The sequence below is a fragment of the Aureispira anguillae genome, assembly GCF_026000115.1.
In the GTDB taxonomy this organism is placed as follows: domain Bacteria; phylum Bacteroidota; class Bacteroidia; order Chitinophagales; family Saprospiraceae; genus Aureispira; species Aureispira anguillae.
The window spans coordinates 1,778,130-1,802,890 of sequence record NZ_AP026867.1 but is presented as its reverse complement, the minus strand read 5'-3'; the positions used below and the strand labels follow the sequence as shown (position 1 = coordinate 1,802,890).

The window sequence follows — 24,761 nt, the reverse complement described above, 5'->3', positions numbered from 1 at the left end:
CCTAAACATCTAAAATTAGCTTTTTTGACTTATTAATAATCCAAGCACAATCAAACGATCAACAATCACTCCCCATTCTAAATCATTAAAAATGAACTTTGTTTTCTTGACAAGAATAGGACTTTGTTTTCTCTGTTCCTTACTCCTAAATCAAGTTGTATTTTCACAAACTCAACAAAAGATTGACAGTTTACAACAGCTTCTATTGACAACTACTGATTCGTTAAGTAGAGCTAAAATATACATAAAAATTGCAAAACAATACCAGCATACCAACCCTTCAAAAGCGCTAGATTTGGGGCGCCAAGCCCTACAGCTTCTTCCAGCTAACAATGTAGCATTTGCGGGGAAAACCTATAATTTTTTGGGCGTTCTTGCTCAGTATCTATCTAAGCCCTCTCTTGCATTTAATTATTTAGATAGTGCTTTGTTTTTTTACAAAAAAACAAACAACCTTAGGGGAGTTGCTAGAGTTTTTAGCAATAAGAGTATGGTCTATTGTAGAACACATGAATATACAAAAGCATCGGAATACGCTTACAAGAGTCTAGATATTTCTGAGCAGCTAAACGACACCTTTGCTATTGCACCAATCTTGTCCAATCTACTAAGCATTGATATTATTTTAAAGGAATACCCTCAAGCACTCAAAAATGGCAAACAAGCACTTCATATTTATCAAACAATGAAGCACTCTCTTGGCATTTCTTCTACGCTTTATAATATTGGATTGATCTACACGGAGATGGAAGAACTTGATTCTGCGCTTTTATACTTTGACCAAGCCTTGATCTTATTTCAAAACAATCAAAATTTAGAATATCAAGCCATTGCACATTCCAATAAGTCCAACATCTATAAGATTCAAAAAAAACTAGACCTTGCCTTAGAAAGTATAAAAAAAGCCATTGCGATAGAAGATAAAATTCAATCTAAAACGCATAAAATGCACCTCAAAATTGTCTTAGCAGCCATTCAATTTGAACAAGGAAATTACCCCCAAAGCATTAAAGCCTACACGAATATATTAGATACTGCTCAACAAATTCATGAAATCTCTTATCAACGACAAGCACTAGAGGGTCTAGTTAATAATTATATCCAACTTAGGGATTTTGAAAAAGCATTTTATACACAAAATAAAACTCAAATTTTAGCAGACTCTATACTCAATTCTGATAAGCAGCAACAAATCAAAGAATTAGAAATCAAATATGAAACCGAAAAAAAAGAACAAGAGAATAGTTTATTGGCGCAAGAAAAAGAGCTTGAAACACTAAGAGCAGATAGAAATCGGCAATTGGTCTATCTTTCTTTTTTGGCAATTACCTTAATCTTGGTGATTTCCTTTTTGTTAATGCGTCAATACAAAATCAATGCGCAACACCTGACCAACCAACTCAAACATCGTTTGCTCCGCAATCAGATGAGCCCGCATTTTATTTTTAATTCTTTGGTTGCCATCCAAAATTATGTCTACCAAAAAGAGCCCCTTCAAGCAGGAGAATATTTAGCTTCTTTTGCCACCCTGATTCGAACCATTCTCGAAAATTCTATGGAGGAATATATCTCGTTAGAAAAAGAAATTCAGTGGCTCAATAATTATTTTAAATTGCAATTGTTGCGCTTTGATAATAGTTTTGAATACAACATTCAAGTTGATGAGGCTATTGATTTAGACAATATGTTGATTCCTCCTATGTTGACGCAGCCTTTTATTGAAAATGCCTTGGAGCACGGTCTAAAAAATATTAATTACAAGGGCAAAGTCACGGTAAACATCACCATCAAGGATCAAATTCTGCATATTGAGGTCAAAGATAATGGCATTGGGCTAGAAAATAGCCTAGCTTCACCTTCTGTTAAGACTCACAAATCGTTAGCGGTTAAAATCACCAAAGATCGCTTGCATTTCTTGAATAAAAAACGAGGAAATAAAATTTATTTCGATATGAAAGGATTAGAAAACAAGGGGACTTTAGTATCTTTTTCCTTACCTTTAAGCTATAAATATTAATACTCCATTAGTCTAACTACGTTGCTTGGTTTCCTCGTTATCACTCGTGAGCCAGCAAGCTGAGTTCTTCGAGATTTTAGTTTTTCGGTATAAAACATAAAAAGCATCTTGCATCGAGTTGTCTAAGATACTAAATTAGTTTGCTATTGGGTTTTGGCTTTGGTCTATGTCTCCAAGCCTACCCATCAACCTAATGCGGTTTTTTCTTGGAGTAACAACAAGTATTAACATTCATTCTAATTAGCCTCCAAATAATGAAAGCACTTATTATTGATGATGAAAAACGAGCCAGAGAAACCTTAATTCAAGTTGCTAGTTTATGTTGCCCAGATATAGACTCTTTTAAACAAGCGGATAGTCTTTTGTCTGCTATTCTATCGATCCAGCAAGAGCGACCAGATATTTTATTTTTAGATATAGACTTAGGGTCTGATAGTGGATTTGATGTATTAAAACATTTTGAAGGAGAAGCACTCAACGTCATTTTTGTTACGGGACACAATGACTATGTATTAAAAGCATTACGAGCCTCTGCTGTTGATTATTTACTAAAACCTGTCAAAGCAAGCGAGTTGATGGCTGCTGTTCGAAAAATCAAGCAAAAACTCTCTCAGCAGCAGCAACAAGAAAGTCTTGACTCTTTGCTCCAAAACTTAAATAATAAAGAAGAAAGCATCAAAAAGATTACGATTAGTACCGCAGACAGTATCCACGTCATCCATGTTGCTGATATTATTTACTGTGAATCCGACAAAGGCTATACGACTTTTTATCTAGCAGATTCACAGAAAGTTATGGCTTCTAAAATATTGAGAGAATACGAGGATTTATTGCCTAAAGATAATTTCATGCGGGTACATCAGTCCTATTTGGTTAATTTAAATCATGTTATGCGTTATGACAAAAAAGATAAAAATTTTTTAGTAACGACACTCAATCATAAAATACCTGTCTCTCATCGACTAAAAAACAAGTTAATCAACTACTTTGATAAGCTTACTTAATTGCCATTTCTTTTATTATTCCAGCAGCCCATTCAAAACAAGTTTTGAATGGGCTGTTTCCTTATGAGCAACTGTTATACAAGTCTTAAAATTTTTCACATTAGAACACTTTATTTACAAATAAAGACTCAATTACTACGAATAAAGATTTTAACAACAAATCAAGTCTGAATAATTTATATTACTTAACAACATATACCCCATTTATTTATTATAAACGATTCAAAATGAACACAAAGAATTTAAACAGCGAAGTAATTAAAGCTACTTCTAGCAACTCTACGGTAAGATGCTCCGTATTGAAAACAGGCTTTTTATTTTTTATGGTAATGGTATTTTCTAGTACTTCTTTTGCCCAAAATCAGTTTTTGTGGACAGGAGGTGGATCAACAGATGACTGGACAGATGCCAGCAATTGGGATTATTATCCCTATGCTACTAGTGATAGGATCTCCCCTGCTCCTTTTTACCCTGGACAAGGGGGGCTTATTAATCCAGAGGGACCTAAAAATGATATTGCCATTTTCAACAACTTATACGATGGCAATTGCGATATTAATGCTTCTTTACGGGTCGGAGGAATTATTATCGAAGGTTATACAGGAACGCTTACCCAAATAAATGGTACTCGATTCAACGTATCTGAATCCGATGATGCTGGAGGAGAAGGTTTTTGGGATGGTAGTATTTCCATTTCATCAGGTCACTCCGACTTAATAGCGGTAAATGCTATGCTAGCCTATCAAGCACGTTTTAATTTTGGCGGTCCAGTCTTAGCGTCTAATGGCTTTCAAGGAGGAGCTGGTATTGTTGGAGGAATTTCTCCCAGCTATGGTCTATTGTTTGCGGTCCCACTAACTGTTGAAAATGGAACCTTTAAAGCCCCTGAAGATGAAACTAGAATTCGACACAATGCGACCTTTGCGAATGGTCTTCACTTTGACAATTCTCGTCAAGGCACTGTAGTTTTGTCCAATAGAAGCGCAGGAATGGCTACCCGTTTTTATAACCTTGGCAACGTACATTTTTGGGACTTAAAAGTGACCACGAATGGAGCAGATCCTGCCACTAAAGAGTTTTCAGGAGCTCCTTGTATTGTAGAAAACAACTTTATGACTGCTGGTTCACTTGGCGTATTAGGAACGGGCTCAGACCCAATTATTATGAATGCACCTATAGGCACTGAAATTCACATCAAAAACGATTTAATTGTTGGTAATGTTCACACTACCGCATCGTTTGAATTTACAGGTACAGCTGCTTTTGGCAATTTATTTTTGGTTATGAACGGCAATGATCCTTTAGATCCCAATCAGCATATTCGACATCCCTATAACAATGATAATTTTTCAGGGATTTTACCCTCCCTAAAAATTAACAAGCCTTTAGGAAACATTATTTTAGAAGGACCTACAACTTTTAACAATCAAATTCAATTTATACAAGGTATTCTCTATCCTACGACTGCTTCTACCCAAGACGCTCTAACGGATGATGTACTTGTCTTAAACACCAATACGTCAATAGCGGGTGCGTCGGATGCCTCTCACTGCAATGGAGCGATCCGAGTTAGAACAGGAAAGGAACTTGAATTACCAATTGGCAAGTCTTCGCTCTATCGTCCTGCCTTAATCAAACCCATCTCTGGGATAAGTACAGGACATAGCATTATTAATATGTATAGTGCAGAATATTTTGATGCCGAGTCCGTAGAATCTGTTTTAAGTTTTGAAACACCTACCCTTAGCGAAATCAGTCCTTGTGAGGTTTGGGCAATTCAAAAGTATGATAATTCAGCAGCAGACCCTTGGACTTTTAATTTGGAATTGAACTACAATTCTACTCCTTGTTTTAATCATGAATTGTGCGAATTGGCCGTTACTCGTTGGGATTTGGCTCCCAATCAATGGGTATCGCATGGCAATAGTGGTCTGGCTACCACAACACTTGCTGGAGCACCAACAATACGCACCGCAATTCCTCTTGTTTCTACCGATTTTGAGCGTAGTAATCCCAGACCAGATCTATTTACGTTCGGAAAACTAACCGATGATTTGTGTAGTCCTTGCGAGGTAGATGTTTGTGTCAATTATTGCTTTGAGAATGGGGAGTTCAAATTTGATCCCATCATCGTTTATGGTGGTGGAAGTGTTCCTGCGGGTATTTCTTGGGATTTTGGAGATGGCACAAGCACTGATTTAAATCCTACCCATACGTTTATAAGCGAAGGAATTAAAACGATTAGTGTTGAAGTTTGTGCAGCTATTGGTGCTGATACTTGTTGTACCATTTACAATTTTCAAGTAATTAATACCATTTGTGCACTCCCTCCTACCACGCTAGAAAGACAACCCCAAACGCAAAAGGATGCTAAACAAATTAGGGTATCCGCAGGTGAAACGACTACAAATAACTTAATCATTAGTCCCAATCCATCCTCTACAGGAACGGTTCAATTTAGTTTAAAAACCACTGAAAAAGGAAATTTTGAATATCAGATCGTTGACCATCTCGGAGAAAGAATAAAAACAGGAAAAATCACAGCAGGTGAACCAATAAATCTTGACAGTTCCCAATTAGCAGCTGGATCTTATTGGATTAGCATCCAGTTTCCTCAACATAAAATCACCAAACCATTTGTTGTAACCCATTAGAAAAGTAGGTGTATTTTATATCATTAATTTGAGCAACTTAGCGAGCATTGTGTTTGCTAAGTTGCTCTTTTATATAGAAGCCGTTTAATTCCAACGCAACTGATTATTGCCCGTTCGGACAATCATATGATTGTCCATAAGGTGCTCAATTGCTTTTAGCACCTTTTCTTTCATAGTACTAGGAAATTGATCCACTAAAGCACGCAGCTCCACTGAATTTTTTTTCAAGGCATACTCTAGTTTTGTTTTGATTTCATAATACTCCTGATGCTTTACATATTGGTCATGTCGCCCTAGGCAAACATCACAGTGACCACAAACCTTAGCTCCTTTTTCATCAAAATAGGCCAATAGCAACTGATTGCGGCATTGCAGTGTTTCTGCATAATACAAAGCCCCCTCCATGCGCTTTTGTTGGCGTTCTTTTAAGAATTTATAACGCTGTTGGTCGATGACCATTTCTTTTTCTGGTAATCGTTCTAACAAAAAAGTCAACTGAGGAGCATCTTTTTGGGGTTTGTATCGAATAATAGCGTCCTTATGCAGTTTATCTAGCATAAACACCAACTGCTTTTGGGGCACCTTAAGAAAATGAGCCAATTGCCCTTCTCTTATATTTACATCGTGATTAAAAGCCCCTTGGTAAGATCTCAAAATAACCTTTATCAGTCGTTCTATTTTATTGTTTCTCAACATATAATCATAAAGTTCCTCCTTTCGGACAATCACTTGCAAGGTAGAAGGAAAAAAAACATTCTCTGTTAAATTTAAATACTCTTCCTTCATTAGAATTTTGAGTGCATGAAGCGTTTCGATTGGATTTAAATTATAAGTCTTGGCAAAATCTGCCACATCCAAATCAAAGGTTTGCCCCAAACCAGCTCCAATAGCCAACTGATAATAAGAGCCCAATGCTTGATACACTCTGCGAATTTCTTTGAGCGTAGGATAAGATTGCTTAAAATTTCGTTCTTGTTTGATTCGATCAGATTGGTTATACAACAAAATTCCAAAAGCTTTTTCCCCATCTCTTCCACCTCGACCTGCTTCTTGAAAATAAGCTTCTAAGCTATCGGGCAAGGTCAAATGAATCACAATGCGCACATCAGGCTTATCAATCCCCATTCCAAAAGCATTGGTAGCGACCATGATACGAACCTTATTGTTAATCCAATTTTCTTGTACCTTTTCTCGGGTATCTCCACTGCGTCCTGCGTGGTAAAATTCCGCAGAAATACCATTTTTTTTCAAGAAGTAAGCCACCTCCTGTGTCTCTCTTCTATTTTGTACATAAACAATCCCTGAGCCTTTTATTTTTCGCAAAATATTAAGCATCTTTGTTCGCTTATTTTCTTCATACAAAACAACATAAGAGAGATTTTGGCGAGCAAAACTTTTCTGGAAAACATTAGCAGTTTGGGAGAATACTAACTTTTCTTGAATGTCCTTAACAACGGGTCGAGTAGCCGTAGCAGTTAGTGCAATTAAAGGGATATTGGGTAATAACGCTCGAATTTCAGCAATATTTAGGTAAGAAGGACGAAAATCGTAGCCCCATTGCGAAATACAATGTGCTTCATCAACAGCTAGTAAAGTTACCTTCATCTGTTTGATTCGCTCTATTGCCAAGTCTGAAGACAAACGTTCTGGCGAAAGATAAAGAAAATCAACTCCTCCATGAATGCAGTTGTCTAAAATTCGATCAATGGTCGCAATTTTCATACCTGAATAAATAGCATAGGCTCGAATCCCTCTATCGACCAAATTTTTGACTTGATCTTTCATCAACGCAATCAGAGGAGAGACAACAATGCAGATCCCATCCAAACACAATGCGGGCACCTGAAAACAAATAGATTTCCCACCACCTGTTGGCAACAAGGCCAAGGTGTCTTTTCCATCTAATACAGATTGAACAATATCCAATTGTAATGGTCGAAAATCATCATACCCCCAGTATTTTTTAAGTACTTCGTGTGGGGTCAATCTTGTTTTTTTTGAGTTCATTGTACTTTAAAAGTATGCTTTTTAGAGAAATGCGCCAAGTTTTGGGCAAGAATGCCCTTTATTTTTTTGTTTTGACCTAACAACCCACGCAGAATATTAAATACACTATAACAAAAATTTCTAACTATTTTTCTTTAGTTATCCTTAACCCCTTGTTCTAACTTTTCTTGCAATTCTTTTATATAATCCACCGTATGCAATAGTCTAGCCCCATACCAAGAAAAGAGCTCTCCATCCACAATTTCAATCCTTGCAGTTGGGCAAATCTGCTGAAATAGATGTATATGTTTTGCTCTAAATGGATAAGGCTCTGAGGATAAAAATATCAATTCAGGCTGTTGTTGTTGGATTTCAGCTATTCCAACTTCAGGATAACGCTCAAAATCCCTAAATGCATTTTCAAAGCCAGCTTGTTGAAGTACCGTATCAATAAACGTATTGGAAGCTGCAACCATAAATGGGTCTTTCCAAATAAAATAAGCCACCCGCCATTGACGGCCTTTTGTAGTCGTTCTTAAGTCCTCAAAATCTGTTTTGAGCTGTTGCACCAAACGCTTACTCTGTTCTTCTACATTTAGCACTGTTCCCAATGAATGCATCATATCCCAGACCTCGTCTAGCCGTTGCATATCACTCATCCAGACAGGGTATCTTTTTTTTAAAAATTCTATATCTTTTTGCTCATTTTCTTCTTTATTTCCAATAATTAAATCAGGTTCTAAAGCCTCTATTACATCAAAATTGATTTTTTTGGTTCCCCCTACCCTTGTCTTTGTTTTATACCACTCCTTAGGATGTATGCAAAATTTGGTAATCCCTACCACCCTATCCCCTAAGCCCCAATAATACAGCAGCTCTGTTTGGGAAGGTACTAAAGATACGATTCGTTTTGGATGCTCAGGAAGCTGAATAAGTGCTTGCATTTGATCCCTTACTGATTTCATATAAGTTAGTTATTTGATTTGGTGAATAGGCTTGACACTTTAGAGTTTAACTTTTAAATTAAAATTCTTAACTTAGTTATTTTATGCTGTCACATTCCACAGCAAAACTATTTAAAACAATTTCCTTCTACTCCCTATTTTGTTTGAATGCAAAAGAACAAAGATTTCATGAAATTAATAGTACTAATTTTTATATTTTTCTCCCCCAATATTCTATTTTCCCAAAAAGAAGCATCTCCACGTGCTAAGTTAGCTGCGCTACAAAAAATGTTAGCGAGCAATCCACCAACTCCCATCCATAAAGCCTTAAACGCATTTGAGCAAAATGAACTCCCAAAACTAACTCCTAATAGCATTGAACAACAAATTTATCATTCGATCAAAGCAAATTATCTAGGACTAGAAGAATCTTATGCTGAAGCAATTCTACATATTCGTAAAGCCTTACAGATTGCTAAACTTTATAGCGATTCTATTCAGCCATCCATTTATACACATTGGGTTGCAAGATCTTCTTATGAGCAAATTGGGCATTACGATAAAGCAATAAAACAAGGAAAAAAACTGATTGTTTTTTACAATAAAGATCGTTTAAACCAAACCTTGGAACTGGCTAATAATTATCAAAAAATAGGCATTTTTTACAAAGAGAAAACGCAAACCAACAGAGCGATTGAATATTTTAACAAGGCCTTAGCGATTTATCAAAATAGCCCCCAAACCACCCCGCTTCATCTAGCTCGATTGTATCGATCATTTTCAATGGGCTATTTTAAAGCTGGAGATTATACTCAACAATTGCATTACATCAAAAAGGCGCTTGTCATTTGCAAAAAAGACAGTAGCCACACCAGCCGCCGCCTAGAAATTTCATTGCTCAATAATTTGGCAGGTCATTATCTCCAAGTTGGGCAAACAGATCAAGGATTGAGCATCTATCATGAATATATAGCCGCAACTACCAAAGAACATGGTGCGATTAGTACGATAACAGCGATGGCTTATATGAATTTAGCCATTGCTTATGCACAGCTCAATGACTTAGCTACTTCGGAAACTTATTTTAGAAAATCAATCGCTATCAAAACTCGTATTTTTGGTTCTCACAACCCCAATGTTGCCCTGGCTTATGGCAATTTAACGATTTTGCTCAATATGATGGGGCGTCACGATGATGCTTTAATCGCTAGTCAACAGAGCTTTATCGCCAACACGTTAAATTACAAAGATACAACTCCCTTAGTAGATCTACTACCAATCATAGCTAAATACAAAATATTAGATCCAATTAATGCAATTGGAAATTTAAATAACCGCACGATGGCATTCCAACACTTGTACAAAAAAAACAAGGACATTGCCAATCTAAAACATGCACATCAAACTGTTTTAGCCCAAATAGCTATTTTGGATCAAGCCAAAAATAAATTGAGCGACCAAGACAAACTAAAGATTCTAAACAAAAATTTTATGCCCTTTACCATAGGGATTAAACTCGCTCACCAATTGTATGAATTGACGCAGGACAGAAAATATTTAGAGGATGGTTTTCAATTGGCAGAACGCAGTCGAGATGCGACCTTAACGAGTGCCCTTAGTTCTAAAAGAGCTCTTAATTTTGGAGGTATTCCAGACAGTCTAATCCAAAAAGAAAACCAACTCAAAAAAGCCATTAGCAAATTAGATAAAAAAATACTAGAGGTTAACAAGAAGCGAAAGCCCCCCTATGAACTTCAAGAAGCATTGTTTGCTAAGAAGCGAGCATTAGAGGTTTTGATCCAAAAACTCGAAAAAGATTACCCTTTGTATTATCAATTAAAATACAAAAATCATATTGCTTCTGTCCAAGAAATCCAACAAATCATATTAGACCAACAAGCCACCCTTATTGCCTATTATATTCAATTTCCAGATGTTTACATCTGGAGTGCAACGCAACAAACAGCTAATTTTCAACGCATTCAATTAGATAGCAATTACACCAAGGATATTCAAGCATTTAGAAAAGTACTAACGGACTTGAAGTATGTACAAGCCAATGCTACCATTGCCAACCAAACCTATGATAAGCTTTCCCACAAATTTTATACAACGCTCCTTAAACCAGTACTCCAAAACAGCTCTAATGAGCACTTAATTATTATCCCCGATCATTTGTTAGGTCACTTGCCTTTTGAAGCGTTTACCGCTTCGATCAAAGAAGACCATTCTGTTGATTACCAGCATAAAAACTACCTGATCCACGATTATGAAATTCAATACTCTTATTCGGGTACTTTATTATTACAAAATAAACAGCAGTACGATACACAAGCCAAGCAAGTAGAACTATTGGCTGTTGCTGCCGATTATAAAAACAAGGTGGTTACCCAAAAAAACAGGTCCGAAGAAGATTTGATGTTTCGCCGAAATTTAAAACCACTGCCTGCGGCTGTTAACGAGGTTAAAGCCTTAGAAAAAGTCACTAAAGGGATATTTTTGTATGATCAACAAGCCAATGAAACCCTGTTCAAAAAACACCTCCCTCATTATGGGCTTATCCATCTAGCCATGCATGGGATTCTCAACAAAAAAAATCCAATCGCTTCTTCTTTGGCTTTTACAGAGGATGGTGCCCAAACAGAAGACAATTTTTTGCATGCTTTTGAAATCAGCAATTTACCCCTAAATGCTCAATTGGTTGTCTTAAGTGCCTGTGAGACAGGTTTTGGAAAGTTTGAAAAAGGGGAAGGCATCATGTCTCTAGCCCGTTCGTTTATGCATGCGGGTGTCCCTAGCTTAGTCGTGAGTTTGTGGCAGGTCAACGACTATTCTACTTCCGAAATTATGCGCTTTTTTTATACGGAATTAAAAAAAGGAAAATCTAAAAGTGCTGCACTTCGATCGGCCAAGTTAACCTACCTTAAACAAAGAAATGGAATAGCCGCTCACCCTGCACTTTGGGCTCCATTCATACAATTGGGCAATCAAGAACCGCTGACTTTAAGTGCGTTTCAGTTGTTCTCTTTTGTCAACGGCCTTTTGCTCTTATTTTTTGGTATTATAATTGTTTTTTTAGCACGGCTCTTTCTCCGAAAGAAAGTTTAAGAAATAGACTTTCAAATATTTATTTCTATAATAGAATAGATTTTTAAAATTTCCTTCTATTTAGCCGTTAAGAAATCTTTTCTTTTTTATCAAAAACCGTTAGCTTAGCATCGTATAAAATATATACTTTTGCTTTTTGACCAATAAATTACCAATAAACGAATCAATCAATTGAATGAAACAACTATTCCCATTGGGTTATTTACTAATCCTAATGTCCTTATCTTCTAGCTGCGTAAGTACTAAAAAATTTAAACAGTTAGAGGAAGGCAAGCAAAAATTAGAAACCACATTATTGGATACAAAGCAAGAACTGTCAACCGCCAAGCGTGAATTGAACAAATTAAAAGATGCTTCTTCTTATACCAATGAGGAACAAACAGAAATAATAAAAAGCCTCAAGCAGCAGTTGGCAGAAGACCGAGCGGCACTAGATGCAGCTCAGGCAGCACTCGTTAGCTATCAAACTCAATTGCAACAAACCAAAGGGCAATTAAAAGCAGAGCAACAACAACATCAAAAACAGTTATCTCCCTTTTTGGATGTGCAAAAAAGGCTCTCTTATATTAATAGTTCTTTGAATGCCATTCAGCAAGATATTTCAATCAATTTTGCAAGTATCCCTGAAATAAAAATGACACAGTTATTGGACAAGGGAGAATTAATTTTGACCATCGATCATAGCAGTCTTTTTGCTTCTACCAATCGTTTGTCTAGTACTGGTCGCAATAATTTACATAAATTAGCAGAAATCCTAAGTCGTTATCCCTCTGTTTTCATTGACATCCATGGGCATATGCCAACGGGTGGAGATCTCAAAGAAAACTGGAAAAATAGCACTCGAAAAACGCTTTCTATTTTGTATACGTTAACTCAAAAAACTACTCTTCCCAACAAAATCAGGGTAATTGGTTATGGAGAAGGTCATCCTATGGTGTCGGAAGAAACTCCAAACGCCAAGCACCAAAATAGCCGAACAGAAATAATTTTACACTATCAGAATAATCAACTTTTAAAGTTAATACCAGCTAAATAAAGCCAAACTAGGCTAAAGTTACTGTGTATGAATACAATATTTAACACTATTTTTAATTTGCTCTTAACGAATATCAATAAATAGGTAATTATGCTAAAACATTTAAATTATATTTTCATTATTTTCCTTTTTGGCACTTTGCTTTCTTGTGTCCCGAATAGACGATTTCAGGAAGAAGTAACAGCGAGAAATGCCGCTGAAAGACAAACTAGAGAAGCAATAGAAGAAGCCAAACAAGCCAATGAACAAAGAGAATTGGCGGAGTCTGAAATCCAAAAAATTGAAAAGGAGCTGGCAGAGTTGGATAAGGACTATACGCTAATTAAAACCCGTTATGAACAACAACAAAAACTAAACAAAGACCTTCAAGTACTTTATGACAAATTACTTGAAGTGAATGAAAAGCTAACGCAAGAAGCTGCTGGTAAACGAAGAGAATTAACCGAAGAGGTTAGCCGTAAGGAAGATGAGTTGCGTCGCAAAGAAGACGAAATTCGTCGCCGTGAACGAGACATGGCTGATCTAAAACAAAAAATGGATCAGGAACGAGCAGAAATTGATCGCCTTCAAAAAGATTTGGAAAATAAAAATGCAAATATTAACAATCTTCAAGGGGACAAATCGGAATTAGAAAAAAGCCTCAAAGAGCGTGAGCTAAAATTAAAAGATTTAGAAAATCGCCTCAAAGCTCGTGAAACAAAAGTCAAAGACTTAGAAAGTAGCTTGGCTGCACGGGAACAACGAGTGAAAGAACTAGAAAGTGCGATTGCTGCACGGGATGCAAAAGCCAAAGCACTAAAAGATAAATTATCTCAGGCTTTATTGGGCTTTGAAGCCTCTGACTTAAGTGTTGAACAACGCAATGGAAAGGTTTATGTTTCTTTAAGCCAAAATTTGTTGTTTGCAACGGGAAGCTCTAGACTAGATAGCAAAGGAGCTAGTGCCATTACTAAATTGGCGGAGGTACTTAATAAAAATACGGAAATTAATGTCTTGGTAGAAGGGCATACGGATAGCGATGGAGATGAGAAGATGAACTGGGAATTAAGTACCAAACGTTCGTTATCTATTGTCAACCAATTGATAAAAAATAAGGTTACTCCGCAAAGAATTACGGCTGCTGGACGTGGTGAACATGTTCCTGTTGCTTCTAATGATACTGATACAGGCAAAGCAAAAAATCGCCGAACTGACATCATTTTGTCTCCTCAATTGGACGAAATTATGAACCTTTTGGAGAACTAAATTAGCTAGTTTTATTCTATAAAATGACTCTTTCTTTTACTAGAATGGGTCATTTTTTTTGTACTTAATCCATTTATATCCCTTCTTTATAGTTAGCTCGCAGTTGGTATTCTTTGGGCGAAAGTTGCTCTTTTCGCTTAAAAACTCTTATGAAGTAACTCAAACTATTAAACCCACACTCCATATAAACATCTTTTATCTTTTTCTTAGGGTCTTGCAATAGACTGGTTGCTAATTTTATGCGTTCATTATTGATAAAATCAATGGGCGAGATATTGAGCTCGTTCTTAAAAACACGATGAAAGTTGGACTCACTCATGTATATTTTATTGCTGAGTTCTTTTATCGTTAGATTTTTTTCTAAATTTTGTCGTATATACTGAATGATAAAAGCCAGTCGATGACTGCTACTCAATTTCATTGCCTTACTGGTGTAGATCTTTTTAGTTTCTGTCTGTAGAATTCGAATAATCAATTCTCTCAACATAAAATCTGCAAAAACATCCTTAGATGGATGATTTTCTGTGAACAGAAATAGCAAACGATGAACAATTTGCTGAATGGCAATATCGTTGGTAAAGTGAAAATTATAGTCTGTAAACTTCCATTCATCGTCTATTTTTGCACGACTCTCATTCAAGAAGTTGACTGTTTCCATTATTTTAGCTTCTGAGATTGCCATTGCCAAACAACGAGTAGGACGATCCATTTTAGCTTCTGGAAAATCAATGCACATCATCTCATTGGGTGGTAAAATGAGCGATTCGCCAGGCAAAAAATCAAAGGCCGTCATATCGTTGAGGTGCATCACCTTCTTTCCCTCTAACATACTTGCCAAAATGGGTTGGCTAAACTTTAATAACACCTGTTCCGCCTCTTGGTGGGTCTCAAACACATGCAGTTCTGCACTTTGCAATGCAAAAGAAGTTTGGTTTTCTACTAGTGTTTCCAAACGGCGATTTTTTAACAATTTATCAGATAGCAGCATTTGAAACCTATTTTTTACATGTGTATTGATTCTTTAAGATCATGAAAAATAAGCGCTAATCAAATTTTTAAAGGCTAAAAAATCAAATTAGAGCAACTTTGCAAGGATTGTTCACCTTTTTAATAGAATTAGACGATTAAAAAACAAAAACCATATATAATTTTGAGTTCAAACAAAGACTCAGAACTTTTCCTAAAAAGAAAAGAACAATCTCAAAACAATCACTAATCGTTTAAAATTATAGAAATATGAACAATATTGAAACATCCATCAGTTTTGTCGTTGAAAAACCCGTTTTTAAGCCTCATTACGATAATTTCATTGGTGGCAAATGGGTTGCTCCTACCAATGGGCAATACTTTGATAATATATCTCCCGTAGATGGGAAAATTTTTACACAAATCGCTCGTTCTAACGCTGATGATGTCAACTTGGCAATTGATGCAGCTTGGACGGCAGCTCCAGAATGGAACAATTCTTCTGCTACTGAACGTAGCAATATATTGCTCAAGATTGCAGATGCAATGGAAGCCAACCTAGAGACTTTGGCACGTGCCGAAACATGGGACAATGGAAAAGCACTTCGTGAAACAAGAGCGGCAGATATTCCCTTGGCAATTGACCATTTTCGCTATTTCGCAGGCGTTATTCGTGCCGAAGAGGGTTCCGTTAGCGAGTTAGACGCTTCTACGGTCTCTCTAAATATACCTGAGCCATTGGGAGTCGTTGGGCAAATTATTCCTTGGAATTTTCCCATTTTAATGGCGGCATGGAAAGTTGCACCAGCATTAGCAGCAGGCAATTGCGTTGTACTAAAACCTGCTGAGCAAACACCTGTAAGTATAATGGTTTGGGCAGAAATGGTGCAAGATATTTTACCCGCTGGTGTCTTAAATATTGTTAATGGCTTTGGTTTAGAAGCTGGCAAACCATTGGCTTCTAGCCCTCGAATCAACAAAATTGCTTTCACAGGCGAAACGACAACAGGGCAATTGATTATGCAATATGCCTCTAAAAATATCATTCCTGTAACATTAGAATTAGGAGGAAAATCTCCCAATATCTTCTTTGAAAGTATTATGGATGCTGATGATGCGTTTTTCGATAAATGCTTAGAAGGTGCTGTAATGTTTGCCCTCAACCAAGGAGAAGTTTGCACCTGCCCTTCTCGTATTCTTGTGCAAGAAAGTATTTATGATGCTTTTATAGAACGAGTAGTCGAAAGAACCAACGCCATTCAGTTGGGGCATCCACTTGACCCAAATACGATGATGGGCGCTCAAGCTTCTAATGACCAATACGAGAAAATTTTAAATTACATCAAAATAGGAAAAGAAGAAGGCTGCGAAGTCCTGACAGGAGGTGCAACAGCCTACAACAAAGGGCTAGAAGGTGGTTATTATATCCAACCAACGATTTTGAAAGGCAATAATAAAATGCGTGTTTTCCAAGAAGAAATTTTTGGTCCTGTAGTTTGTGTTACTACGTTCAAAAACGAAGCCGAAGCCATTGAAATTGCCAACGATACCCCTTATGGTTTAGGAGCTGGCGTTTGGACAAGAGATATGCACCAAGCTTACCAAATTTCAAGAGCGGTAGAAGCAGGTCGTGTTTGGGTCAACTGTTACCATGCTTATCCTGCCCATGCACCATTTGGCGGGTACAAAAAATCTGGTATTGGCCGTGAAACGCACAAAATGATGCTGAATCATTATCGTCAAACCAAAAACATGCTGATTTCTTACGATAAGAATGCATTAGGGTTTTTCTAAAGAAAATCAATACTGTTCACTATTTCAATCATATCCCATCCAGCGGATAGACTCCCCGTCTATCTAGGGATGGGATTTTTATACTAAAAAAATGATTCCTAGAGTTTTGATTACCCCAGAAGCCAAATCCGTAATTGATCAGTTGCGATTAGAACATGGTGAATTAATCTTCCATCAAAGTGCTGGTTGTTGTGATGGCTCTGCTCCAATGTGTTTTCCTAAAGGAGAATTGATGCTTAACGAAACAGACATTTGGCTAGGTGACATTCATAATTGTGGCTTTTTTATGTCACAAGATCAGTTTGAATACTGGAAATATACACAATTAACCATAGACGTTACACAAGGACGAGGTTCTAGTTTTTCCTTAGAAATTCCTATGGGAATTCGTTTTATTACAAAGTCTCGCCTATTCTCTACAGATGAAATCTCTCAATTATCTCCCATCCGAAACGCAGAATAAATAAGCTATCAAGCAAGCTATCTCATCTTTTCTGCCAGCTATTACAAAGGCAAAAAATCTAACTAAAAATAAATTTCTACTCCAAGAAATTTATTTTGGCTACTTTCGCATTTTTTACACACTTCATTAATGTTATTGAACATCTATGGTTGTTCAAGGTAAAATTTTTAATTTATATGGTTTACATCAAATCCCTATTGTTTTTACTTGTCCCTCATTTTCTTTTCGCCCAATATACAACGATCAGCAATGGTAATTGGTCTGATCCTAATACATGGAATATAGGAACACCCCCACCCACATGGGGAAATTATACAGTAACCATTAATCACGCTATTGTTATGGATGTTTCCCCCCAAGGAGCAGCTTGGCAATTGTTGGTTAATTCTGGTGCTTCTCTTCAGGCTTCTAGCTGCCAAAGTTTGAATGCTTGGGGAAATGCCATCTGGCTTAACCATGGTACTATATCTTGTTATACCATGAGTACTCCTGGAAGAGTTGAAAACTATGGAGTCTTAGAGGTAGATTTGGTAGGATCTGGATATTCCAATTCCGTTTGGATTAATCATTATGGTGGCGTTTGGACTAGCCAAGAAGTAAGAATTGTTAACCATTCTGTGCTAAAAAACTATGGTGAAATCAATATTCTTGGGAACAGCACCAGTTGTCACAGCCCAAGCAGTCCTCAATTTTTGTTTGCAGCCGATAGTTTATTGAATCATGGAGCCATTACTTCGGGGGATTTAGAATTATCTGCCAATACGACCTATTTTTATAATGCAGATTCAGCGAGCATTGCAAGCAATGGTTATTTAGATATTACAGATGGTACGACTATGCTTAATCGTGGTAGCATATCTGCACAAGGAGATATTTATATCTCTGAATCTTCTACTGCAACAATAGTAACCAACTATGGTCCCATTTCTACCAATAGTGATTTATTCAACTATTCAGGCGTAGAATTTTATAATTATGGTTGTGACTGTTATGTGGATGAAAAGGGAGATGTAATTATTAATGGAAGCTTTACCAATCATGGGCTTTTAGAAAACCATGGGCGTGTTCGGTCTAGTGGCTCCATCCATAATTATGGCAATATAGGTACAACGGATTGTGGATATATAGGATCAGATGGAGGGTCTGGCGCACTTAATAATTACAATAGCGCTACACTTTTTGGTCCATTGGTTGCTTGTGTCACCCTTAATGCGGCTCCTAGCTCAACAGTAGCTCCCAGTGTCATTTTCTCCTGCCCTCCCTTGGCATCTTGTTTTGAACAAACTGTGTTATTGGATTTAATACGGTTTGATGTAACCAAACGCTCAGCCAGAGAAGTCAACCTATCGTGGATTGTAAACCAAGAAGAAAAGGGAACCCAATACTTTATTGAACGCTCAACGGATGGGGTTTCTTGGTCTACACTGAGTAGCAGGCAATATAAAAACAAGCAACAAAAATACACTTATATAGATGCTGCGCCACTTGCTCCTTTGTCTTATTATCGCTTAAAAACGATCCATCCTGACAATATTAGTTTATACAGTGAAATCAAAGCCATAGAAGTTCCCTATTTAAATGTATCAATTTATCCTAACCCTAGTGATTCATATCTTACATTAACATCTGAAGAAGAACTGCCTGCTCCTATTTTATATAATTCCTATGGTCAACAGGTTGATGTTCCCATCAAAAAAGAAACGAATAATTTTTACATAGATATACGTAATCTTCCTAGCGGTCTCTACCTCCTTAAAACAATATGGTCAAAAGATCTAATTCAAAAATTATAAGCTATTCACCAAAGACCAAAAATTAAAGGCAGTCCTCGCAAATGCGGAGACTGCCTTATTATATTGTTAGCATCTACAGGTACCAATCAAGATAAAAGATCACCCCTGTATTCTACTATTTTTATTCTTCCGTTACGTTGGTTTCTTCTACCACTTCCGTTTCAGCAGCGAGCTCTTCTTCCGTTGGCAATTCCAATAAATTTCTAGAATTTAAGAAATTAAACCATTTAATCAATTTTTTAATATCACTTACTAATACCTTATCTCTATCGTATTCAGGCAAAATTCCTTCAAAATAATCCTTAATTTCTGTAGAACTTGCTTTCGTATGAACAGGTGGGTTGGTCTCAACTTGAGTCAACATATTAACAAATACCGTCTTCAATTCTACGGTAGCTTCTTCTGTTTCTGTATAAATAGAAATAGATTCTAATGGTGTAAATTGATGTCTTCTACTTGGTGCAAAAAACTTTTTCCCACTATCCAAATCTTCAATAATTAATCCATTAGGGCGATTTGCTGCCATTTTATATATTCCAGAACGACCACTAACTGCTACAAGTTTCTCTAAATTCATTGTTTATGTTTCTTTTAAGATCTTTTGACCATTTAGGAATTATTTAAGAACTGAAAATCAGTGTAGCTAAAGCACTCACAAACCCAGCTTGTAGGCTCATCAGTGAAACGCATAACGAAGTAACTCCATTTTTAAACAACTTCTTTGGCAAAAGAACGTCTTTTAATAGTATTTTTTACATTCATAAAGCCTTTAACAATTTTTACACCTGAGCGTTTATCTCAACTAGATCTGTATATTTTGTCAAATACTTTATTATTTACGAAAGTGGAACAAAAATACAAAATTGACTCAACTCAAAGAATGTAAGAAAGAGAATATTTCTAAAATTGACATTTTTTCTAATTGAAGTCGCTAAATAATTGCCCATCTAAAATCCCCATAGACACCATGAACTAAAAATTTGCCCCTAAAAAGGATTATTTTTATTCGTTCTATAAGAATACCAAAATAACGCTACCAATAATCCAAGGTTCTTTCGAGTAAAGCCCTAAAAAGCATACCCAACATACTGCTGATAACAGAGTCCTTTAAAGTTCGTGTTTGCTAATTTTTAGCCGACTATTGGTTTGTATTATCAGAAAAATACAATAACTTTCCGTTTTGTTTCTACCACAATAGGATGCTTTGCTCTCAATCGCCTATCTGCCATAGAAACTGTTATTGCCTATTTTTCCAAAGTTATTGATGAGAACCAACAGAATGATCACAAAACACAACAAAGACAATCTCTACAAAAAATTAAAAACGCATTTTGGGTACAATAGCTTTCGAGATCAACAAGAAGCCATTATAACACATATTTTGGCGGGCAATGATACCATTGTATTAATGCCTACAGGGGGAGGAAAATCGCTTTGTTACCAAGTTCCTGCTCTGCTCTTAGATGGACTAACACTGGTTATTTCTCCGCTTATTGCACTGATGAAAGATCAAGTTCAGGGACTTAATGCCAACGGCATCTCTGCTGCTTATCTAAATTCTAGCCTTAGCACAGCAGAAGAAAAAGCAATAGAAACTAAGTTAGAACGCAATGAAATAAAGCTGCTTTATGTTTCTCCTGAAAGGGTTTTTGCGCCTAATTTTCTTTCTTTTTTAACCTTATTAAATATTCAACTGATTGCGATTGATGAAGCACATTGTGTCAGTAGTTGGGGGCATCATTTTCGACCTGAATATCAGAAACTGTATTTACTCAAAAATAAATTGCCCAAAGCTACCATGGTTGCGCTAACCGCTACTGCTGATAAAGCAGTTCGCTCTGACATAGGGGCATTGTTAGGCATGCAGCAGCCCAAGACTTTTTTGTCTTCTTTTGATCGCTCTAATCTTTCTTTATCGGTTTTGCCTGGTCAAAAAAAATGGGAGCAAATCATTCGCATTGTCCATAAATATGCCAATAAAAGTGGCATCATCTATTGTAGCAGCCGAAAATCAACGGAAACTTTGGCGGCAAAACTAAAGGCTGATGGGGTAAAAGCGGCCTGCTATCATGCTGGCATGATGAATCGCCTCAAAGAAAAAACGCAAGATGCCTTTATTCAAGGTGATTTGGATGTCATTTGTGCTACTATTGCTTTTGGGATGGGAATCGACAAGCCTGATGTGCGCTATGTTATTCATTATAATATGCCTGGCAATTTAGAGAGTTTTTACCAAGAAATTGGTCGAGCAGGTAGAGATGGGCAAGATTCAGATACCATTCTGTTTTATAGTTATAGAGATGTGCAAACACACCTCGGATTCGCTGGCGATATTGCCAATGAAACCTATCGAGATATTCAAATTGCAAAGCTAAAACGCATGCAAGAATATGCAGAGGCACAGGTTTGCCGCCGAAAAATACTGTTGAGCTATTTTAGTGAAACATTAGAGAAAGATTGCGGCCATTGTGATGTCTGCAAAAATCCGCCTAAATTTTTTGAAGGAACGTTGCTTGCTCAAATGGCGCTCTCTGCCATTGCTAGAACCAATCAGCAAATTAGCATTAGTACACTTATTGATATACTAAAAGGCTTTTATACGGAAACCGTTCGTGAAAAGCAATACCACGAAATCAAAACCTTTGCGGTAGGCAAAAAAACAACGGCTGCTGCTTGGCAACTTTATATTCAGCAGTTGATCCAACAAGGGATTATAGAATTGGACTACAAAGATCATTACAACCTTAAATTAAACGATTATAGTTGGAAAATCTTAAAAGGCGAGGCTCCTGTCAAATTGGTGAGCTATGATGTAATAAGAGAGCGTCAAGAATCTCAGAAAAAACAAGCAAAAGCAGCTCCCAAATTAATCCTAGAAAGTAACCCCTCTCTCTATGAACACTTAAGGGGTTTGCGTCAAAAATTGGCGGCACAAATCAATAAGCCTGCTTTTGTTGTCTTTAGCAATGCGAGCCTAAAAGACATGAGTGCCAAGGCTCCTACCACATTGGATGCGTTTATGAATGTTAACGGAGTAGGTGCTCACAAGGCTGAACGGTATGGAAAACAATTTATTCGGGCAATTCAGGAATTTAATAGTCAGAATTAGATTAAAAAAAGGTGTCAATTTGAAAAATTATCTAAAATATTTTCAAATTGACACAAGAAGTAGGAACTGCTTATTTAGTTAATAGTGTTGTATAAGAACAACTACTAAAATTTCTATACCTTGCTATCTAAGACCTCTGTTCCTTTAAAAAAAATTGACCAACGCTTTCTTTTGCTCCGCTCTCTACTATTTTTAATCTTGAGTACTGGTATTTTATACCTAGGTATAAAATGGTGTCCTCATAGTCTATTTATTTACCCCCATCAGCTTTCTAGAGTTCCCAAAGTTAACCCCAATGCTCCCCTTCTATTTATTGGGCTATTCGTTTTTTGTATAGGAATCAGTATAAAAGGCATTCTAAGAACGACGGTTTATCATTTCCAGTTGCATACCGATGTTTTAATCATAGTCCGTCAAACTCTGCTCCACAAAAAAATTGCTTTTATTGATCTTGAAAAAATCAACCATATTAGTTTTGACAAGGTATTAATCAAATTAGATCATCAAGAAGATAGTCTTATCAACTATGAACTAACCAAACTGTCCATTCAAATTAAAGATCAAAAAACCCTTACCTATTTAATGGCTCCGAGTTATTATGAACTAAAAGCCTTAAAAAAAGTATTCAAAAACTGGCTTAAATCATCCTAATCTTTCACCAGTTTCCCTACAACCTTTTCCTGCTTATTTTCTATTGTAACCACATAAACACCACTCGACAAATTGCCTAAATCCATCTCTAAAATAGTAGAAAAATAGGTATCAAAATGGCGAACTACCTGCCCCAAAGCCGTAGTTATTGTGACCGTGCATTTTCCCATTGGGTTCGCAGTTTGAAGATAAAGCGTCTTAGCAACTGGATTGGGATAAATTTGCACTTGATGTGTAAATAACTTAGTAGTTCCTACCATCAAATCAGGGCGAATGATCTCTAATGCCTTGTACAAATTAATGCGTCCATATCCAACCATGTTATTTGGGAAAACCGTTTGGGGAGTCGTTCCACAAGTATCATCTCGATAGGTATAAACGCTATCAGCCGTCATCTCTAACAAGGTTTCAAGTGAATCTACATTCCCTGCTAAACTTGGTTTGGCATTAATCAACAGCGCAACGGCTCCAGCTACATGAGGGCCAGCCATGCTTGTGCCAGAATAAGCAGCGTAACCACCTCCTGGTATAGAAGAACGAACATTTACCCCTGGCGCAACAACATTCGGTTTTAGCCGCAAACTGCCATCTGATGTGACATGCCCTCTACTGCTAAAATTGGCAAGGGTATCTAAAATATCTGTTGCACCAACCGAAAAACTCGCCTCGTAAATAGCGGCTGGACTATTAATAGAATGGCAACCACTCCAACCATCATTCCCTGCTGAAACAACAATAAACACGCCTGCATTTTTTAAATTTTCAACGGCAATTTGCATAATATGAAAATTACTAGGATTACAGCCTTCTACGGTAGGACAGCCCCAAGAGTTGGCAATAACATGGGGAGCCATAGCTGGATTGGGATTTAAATTATTGGTATCTGTAGGAGCTAAAAACCACTCAAAACATTCAATATAAGTTGCGGGAGTTCCCCAACCATTTTCCATATTTCTACAACCAATCCACGTTGCTTCAGGAGCCACCCCAATTTCGTTTCCTGCGCCATCATCTCCAATCATGGTTCCCATGGTATGAGTACCATGTGTCGCATCATCACAGGGATATTTTACATCAAAACCACAACTATTAATAGAATCCATGCTAATCTGTGCGTGAATAGCATCGTGCCAATGGTAATTATGATCTAAGGTGTCTCCTCTGTACTGGCTTCTCAAAGCAGGGTGAATCCATTCATACCCCGTATCCTGTCCTCCAATTACAACACCTGCTCCTTTGATATTATGATTCCACAAAAGATCGGCACGAATTTTACCAATTCCCCATTCTGAAGCTTTAGGGTTACGCATTGTTGCTGGTGCTGGCCAATCAGGTCGATTAGGCAATTCATTTCGAATGGCTGGGTTGGGAGCAATCAATTGCACCTCATTTCGTTTCGCCAAAGCCTCCATCAAGGCTTGGGTTCCTTTGATCCAAATTCCATTTACAATACAATATGGGCGATATGCACCTTGATGTTGAACAATCAATTGCAACAACTCTCCTTGTGTTTCATTCGCTTTATTTTCTAAGGTATTAAATACATAATTTGCTTTGGCATTTTTTGTACTTAATTGCTTGGCATAATTTGTATTGGCTTGATCTTTTAATAAGACAAAATATTCAAAGGTTGTCTTTTGACTAGCAGCATTCCAAACCTCTGCATCAATTTTTGATTCCCAAGTATGAGGTTTGTTTTGTGCGCCAAGATTAAAACTGATTAACAATAGAAAAAGGCAGAATAGTTGTTTCATATCTGTTGATTTAGAAAATTTGGAAAGTATAGCAACGACAAGTAATTGATAAACAAAATAGCCACACAAAGTAAGCCACTTTGTCCTTTCTAAAAAACTTTAATCGGTTAGAATGTACTGTTTTAATCAAAAAGTTTAACCCAAACTTAAACCTGTAAAGTTTGTTTCCAAATACTTATCCAGCCAACCAAATACTAAGTTCAATAATTTTCAATAGGTTTTGTAAGTAGAATGCTG

General features: G+C 36.8%; 16 protein-coding genes. 11 read left to right on the top strand and 5 right to left on the bottom strand.

The genetic code is table 11. From position 1 onward, the window contains the following. The first annotated feature begins 91 nt into the window (after positions 1-91). The 3 genes from AsAng_RS06755 (at position 92) to AsAng_RS06745 (ending at position 5,675) form a co-directional block, all read left to right on the top strand. Entirely contained in the window at positions 92-2,017 is a 1,926-nt protein-coding gene (locus AsAng_RS06755) for a tetratricopeptide repeat-containing sensor histidine kinase (RefSeq protein WP_264792034.1), read from the top strand. A 254-nt stretch (positions 2,018-2,271) separates the two neighbouring features. Continuing rightward, positions 2,272-3,021: a LytR/AlgR family response regulator transcription factor gene (locus AsAng_RS06750; protein WP_264792033.1), complete on the top strand. Its 750-nt coding sequence runs from the start codon at positions 2,272-2,274 to the stop codon at positions 3,019-3,021. Between the two features lie 227 nt (positions 3,022-3,248). After that, a complete protein-coding gene (locus AsAng_RS06745; protein WP_264792032.1) occupies positions 3,249-5,675 on the top strand; it encodes a T9SS type A sorting domain-containing protein in 2,427 nt (808 codons plus the stop codon). Between the two features lie 84 nt (positions 5,676-5,759). Here AsAng_RS06745 and AsAng_RS06740 read toward each other — a convergent pair whose 3' ends face one another. Next, a complete protein-coding gene (locus tag AsAng_RS06740) occupies positions 5,760-7,682 on the bottom strand; it encodes a RecQ family ATP-dependent DNA helicase (RefSeq protein WP_264792031.1) in 1,923 nt (640 codons plus the stop codon). A 134-nt stretch (positions 7,683-7,816) separates the two neighbouring features. Further along, positions 7,817-8,626: an ABC transporter substrate-binding protein gene (locus AsAng_RS06735; RefSeq protein ID WP_264792030.1), complete on the bottom strand. Its 810-nt coding sequence runs from the start codon at positions 8,624-8,626 to the stop codon at positions 7,817-7,819. A 168-nt stretch (positions 8,627-8,794) separates the two neighbouring features. Between AsAng_RS06735 and AsAng_RS06730 the strand changes: the two genes are divergently transcribed. The 3 genes from AsAng_RS06730 to AsAng_RS06720 all read left to right on the top strand — a co-directional run bounded on the left by AsAng_RS06730 (position 8,795) and on the right by AsAng_RS06720 (position 13,994). After that, the gene (locus AsAng_RS06730) at positions 8,795-11,713 is read left to right on the top strand and encodes a CHAT domain-containing protein (RefSeq protein WP_264792029.1); all 2,919 of its coding nucleotides are present in this window, start codon (positions 8,795-8,797) and stop codon (positions 11,711-11,713) included. Between the two features lie 175 nt (positions 11,714-11,888). Then, a complete protein-coding gene (locus AsAng_RS06725; RefSeq protein WP_264792028.1) occupies positions 11,889-12,749 on the top strand; it encodes an OmpA family protein in 861 nt (286 codons plus the stop codon). Between the two features lie 90 nt (positions 12,750-12,839). Beyond that, on the top strand, positions 12,840-13,994 hold the full coding sequence (locus AsAng_RS06720) for an OmpA family protein (protein ID WP_264792027.1): 1,155 nt from the start codon (positions 12,840-12,842) through the stop codon (positions 13,992-13,994). Between the two features lie 73 nt (positions 13,995-14,067). On the opposite strand, the gene AsAng_RS06715 is transcribed toward AsAng_RS06720, so the two are convergent. Beyond that, positions 14,068-14,982: an AraC family transcriptional regulator gene (locus AsAng_RS06715; RefSeq protein WP_264792026.1), complete on the bottom strand. Its 915-nt coding sequence runs from the start codon at positions 14,980-14,982 to the stop codon at positions 14,068-14,070. A gap of 248 nt (positions 14,983-15,230) precedes the next feature. On the opposite strand from AsAng_RS06715, the gene AsAng_RS06710 reads away from it, so the two are divergent. From AsAng_RS06710 to AsAng_RS06700, 3 genes are all read left to right on the top strand, one after another. Beyond that, positions 15,231-16,754 (top strand): aldehyde dehydrogenase family protein, encoded by a 1,524-nt coding sequence (locus tag AsAng_RS06710; protein WP_264792025.1) that lies wholly within the window; start codon positions 15,231-15,233, stop codon positions 16,752-16,754. Between the two features lie 91 nt (positions 16,755-16,845). Further along, positions 16,846-17,217, top strand: coding sequence for a DUF779 domain-containing protein (locus AsAng_RS06705; protein WP_264792024.1), 372 nt, complete (start codon positions 16,846-16,848; stop codon positions 17,215-17,217). 176 nt (positions 17,218-17,393) lie between these two features. Then, on the top strand, positions 17,394-19,010 hold the full coding sequence (locus tag AsAng_RS06700) for a T9SS type A sorting domain-containing protein (protein WP_264792023.1): 1,617 nt from the start codon (positions 17,394-17,396) through the stop codon (positions 19,008-19,010). A 121-nt stretch (positions 19,011-19,131) separates the two neighbouring features. Here AsAng_RS06700 and AsAng_RS06695 read toward each other — a convergent pair whose 3' ends face one another. Further along, entirely contained in the window at positions 19,132-19,587 is a 456-nt protein-coding gene (locus AsAng_RS06695; RefSeq protein ID WP_264792022.1) for a DUF5606 family protein, read from the bottom strand. Positions 19,588-20,289: 702 nt separating this feature from the next. Between AsAng_RS06695 and recQ the strand changes: the two genes are divergently transcribed. Both recQ and AsAng_RS06685 read left to right on the top strand, forming a co-directional pair. Next, entirely contained in the window at positions 20,290-22,119 is a 1,830-nt protein-coding gene (gene recQ, locus AsAng_RS06690; protein WP_264792021.1) for a DNA helicase RecQ, read from the top strand. Positions 22,120-22,239: 120 nt separating this feature from the next. Further along, entirely contained in the window at positions 22,240-22,770 is a 531-nt protein-coding gene (locus AsAng_RS06685) for a hypothetical protein (RefSeq protein ID WP_264792020.1), read from the top strand. Here the strand turns inward: AsAng_RS06685 and AsAng_RS06680 are convergent. Continuing rightward, positions 22,767-24,524, bottom strand: coding sequence for a S8 family serine peptidase (locus tag AsAng_RS06680; RefSeq protein WP_264792019.1), 1,758 nt, complete (start codon positions 24,522-24,524; stop codon positions 22,767-22,769). The two genes, AsAng_RS06685 and AsAng_RS06680, sit on opposite strands and share 4 nt — an antisense overlap. Positions 24,525-24,761 lie beyond the last annotated feature (237 nt).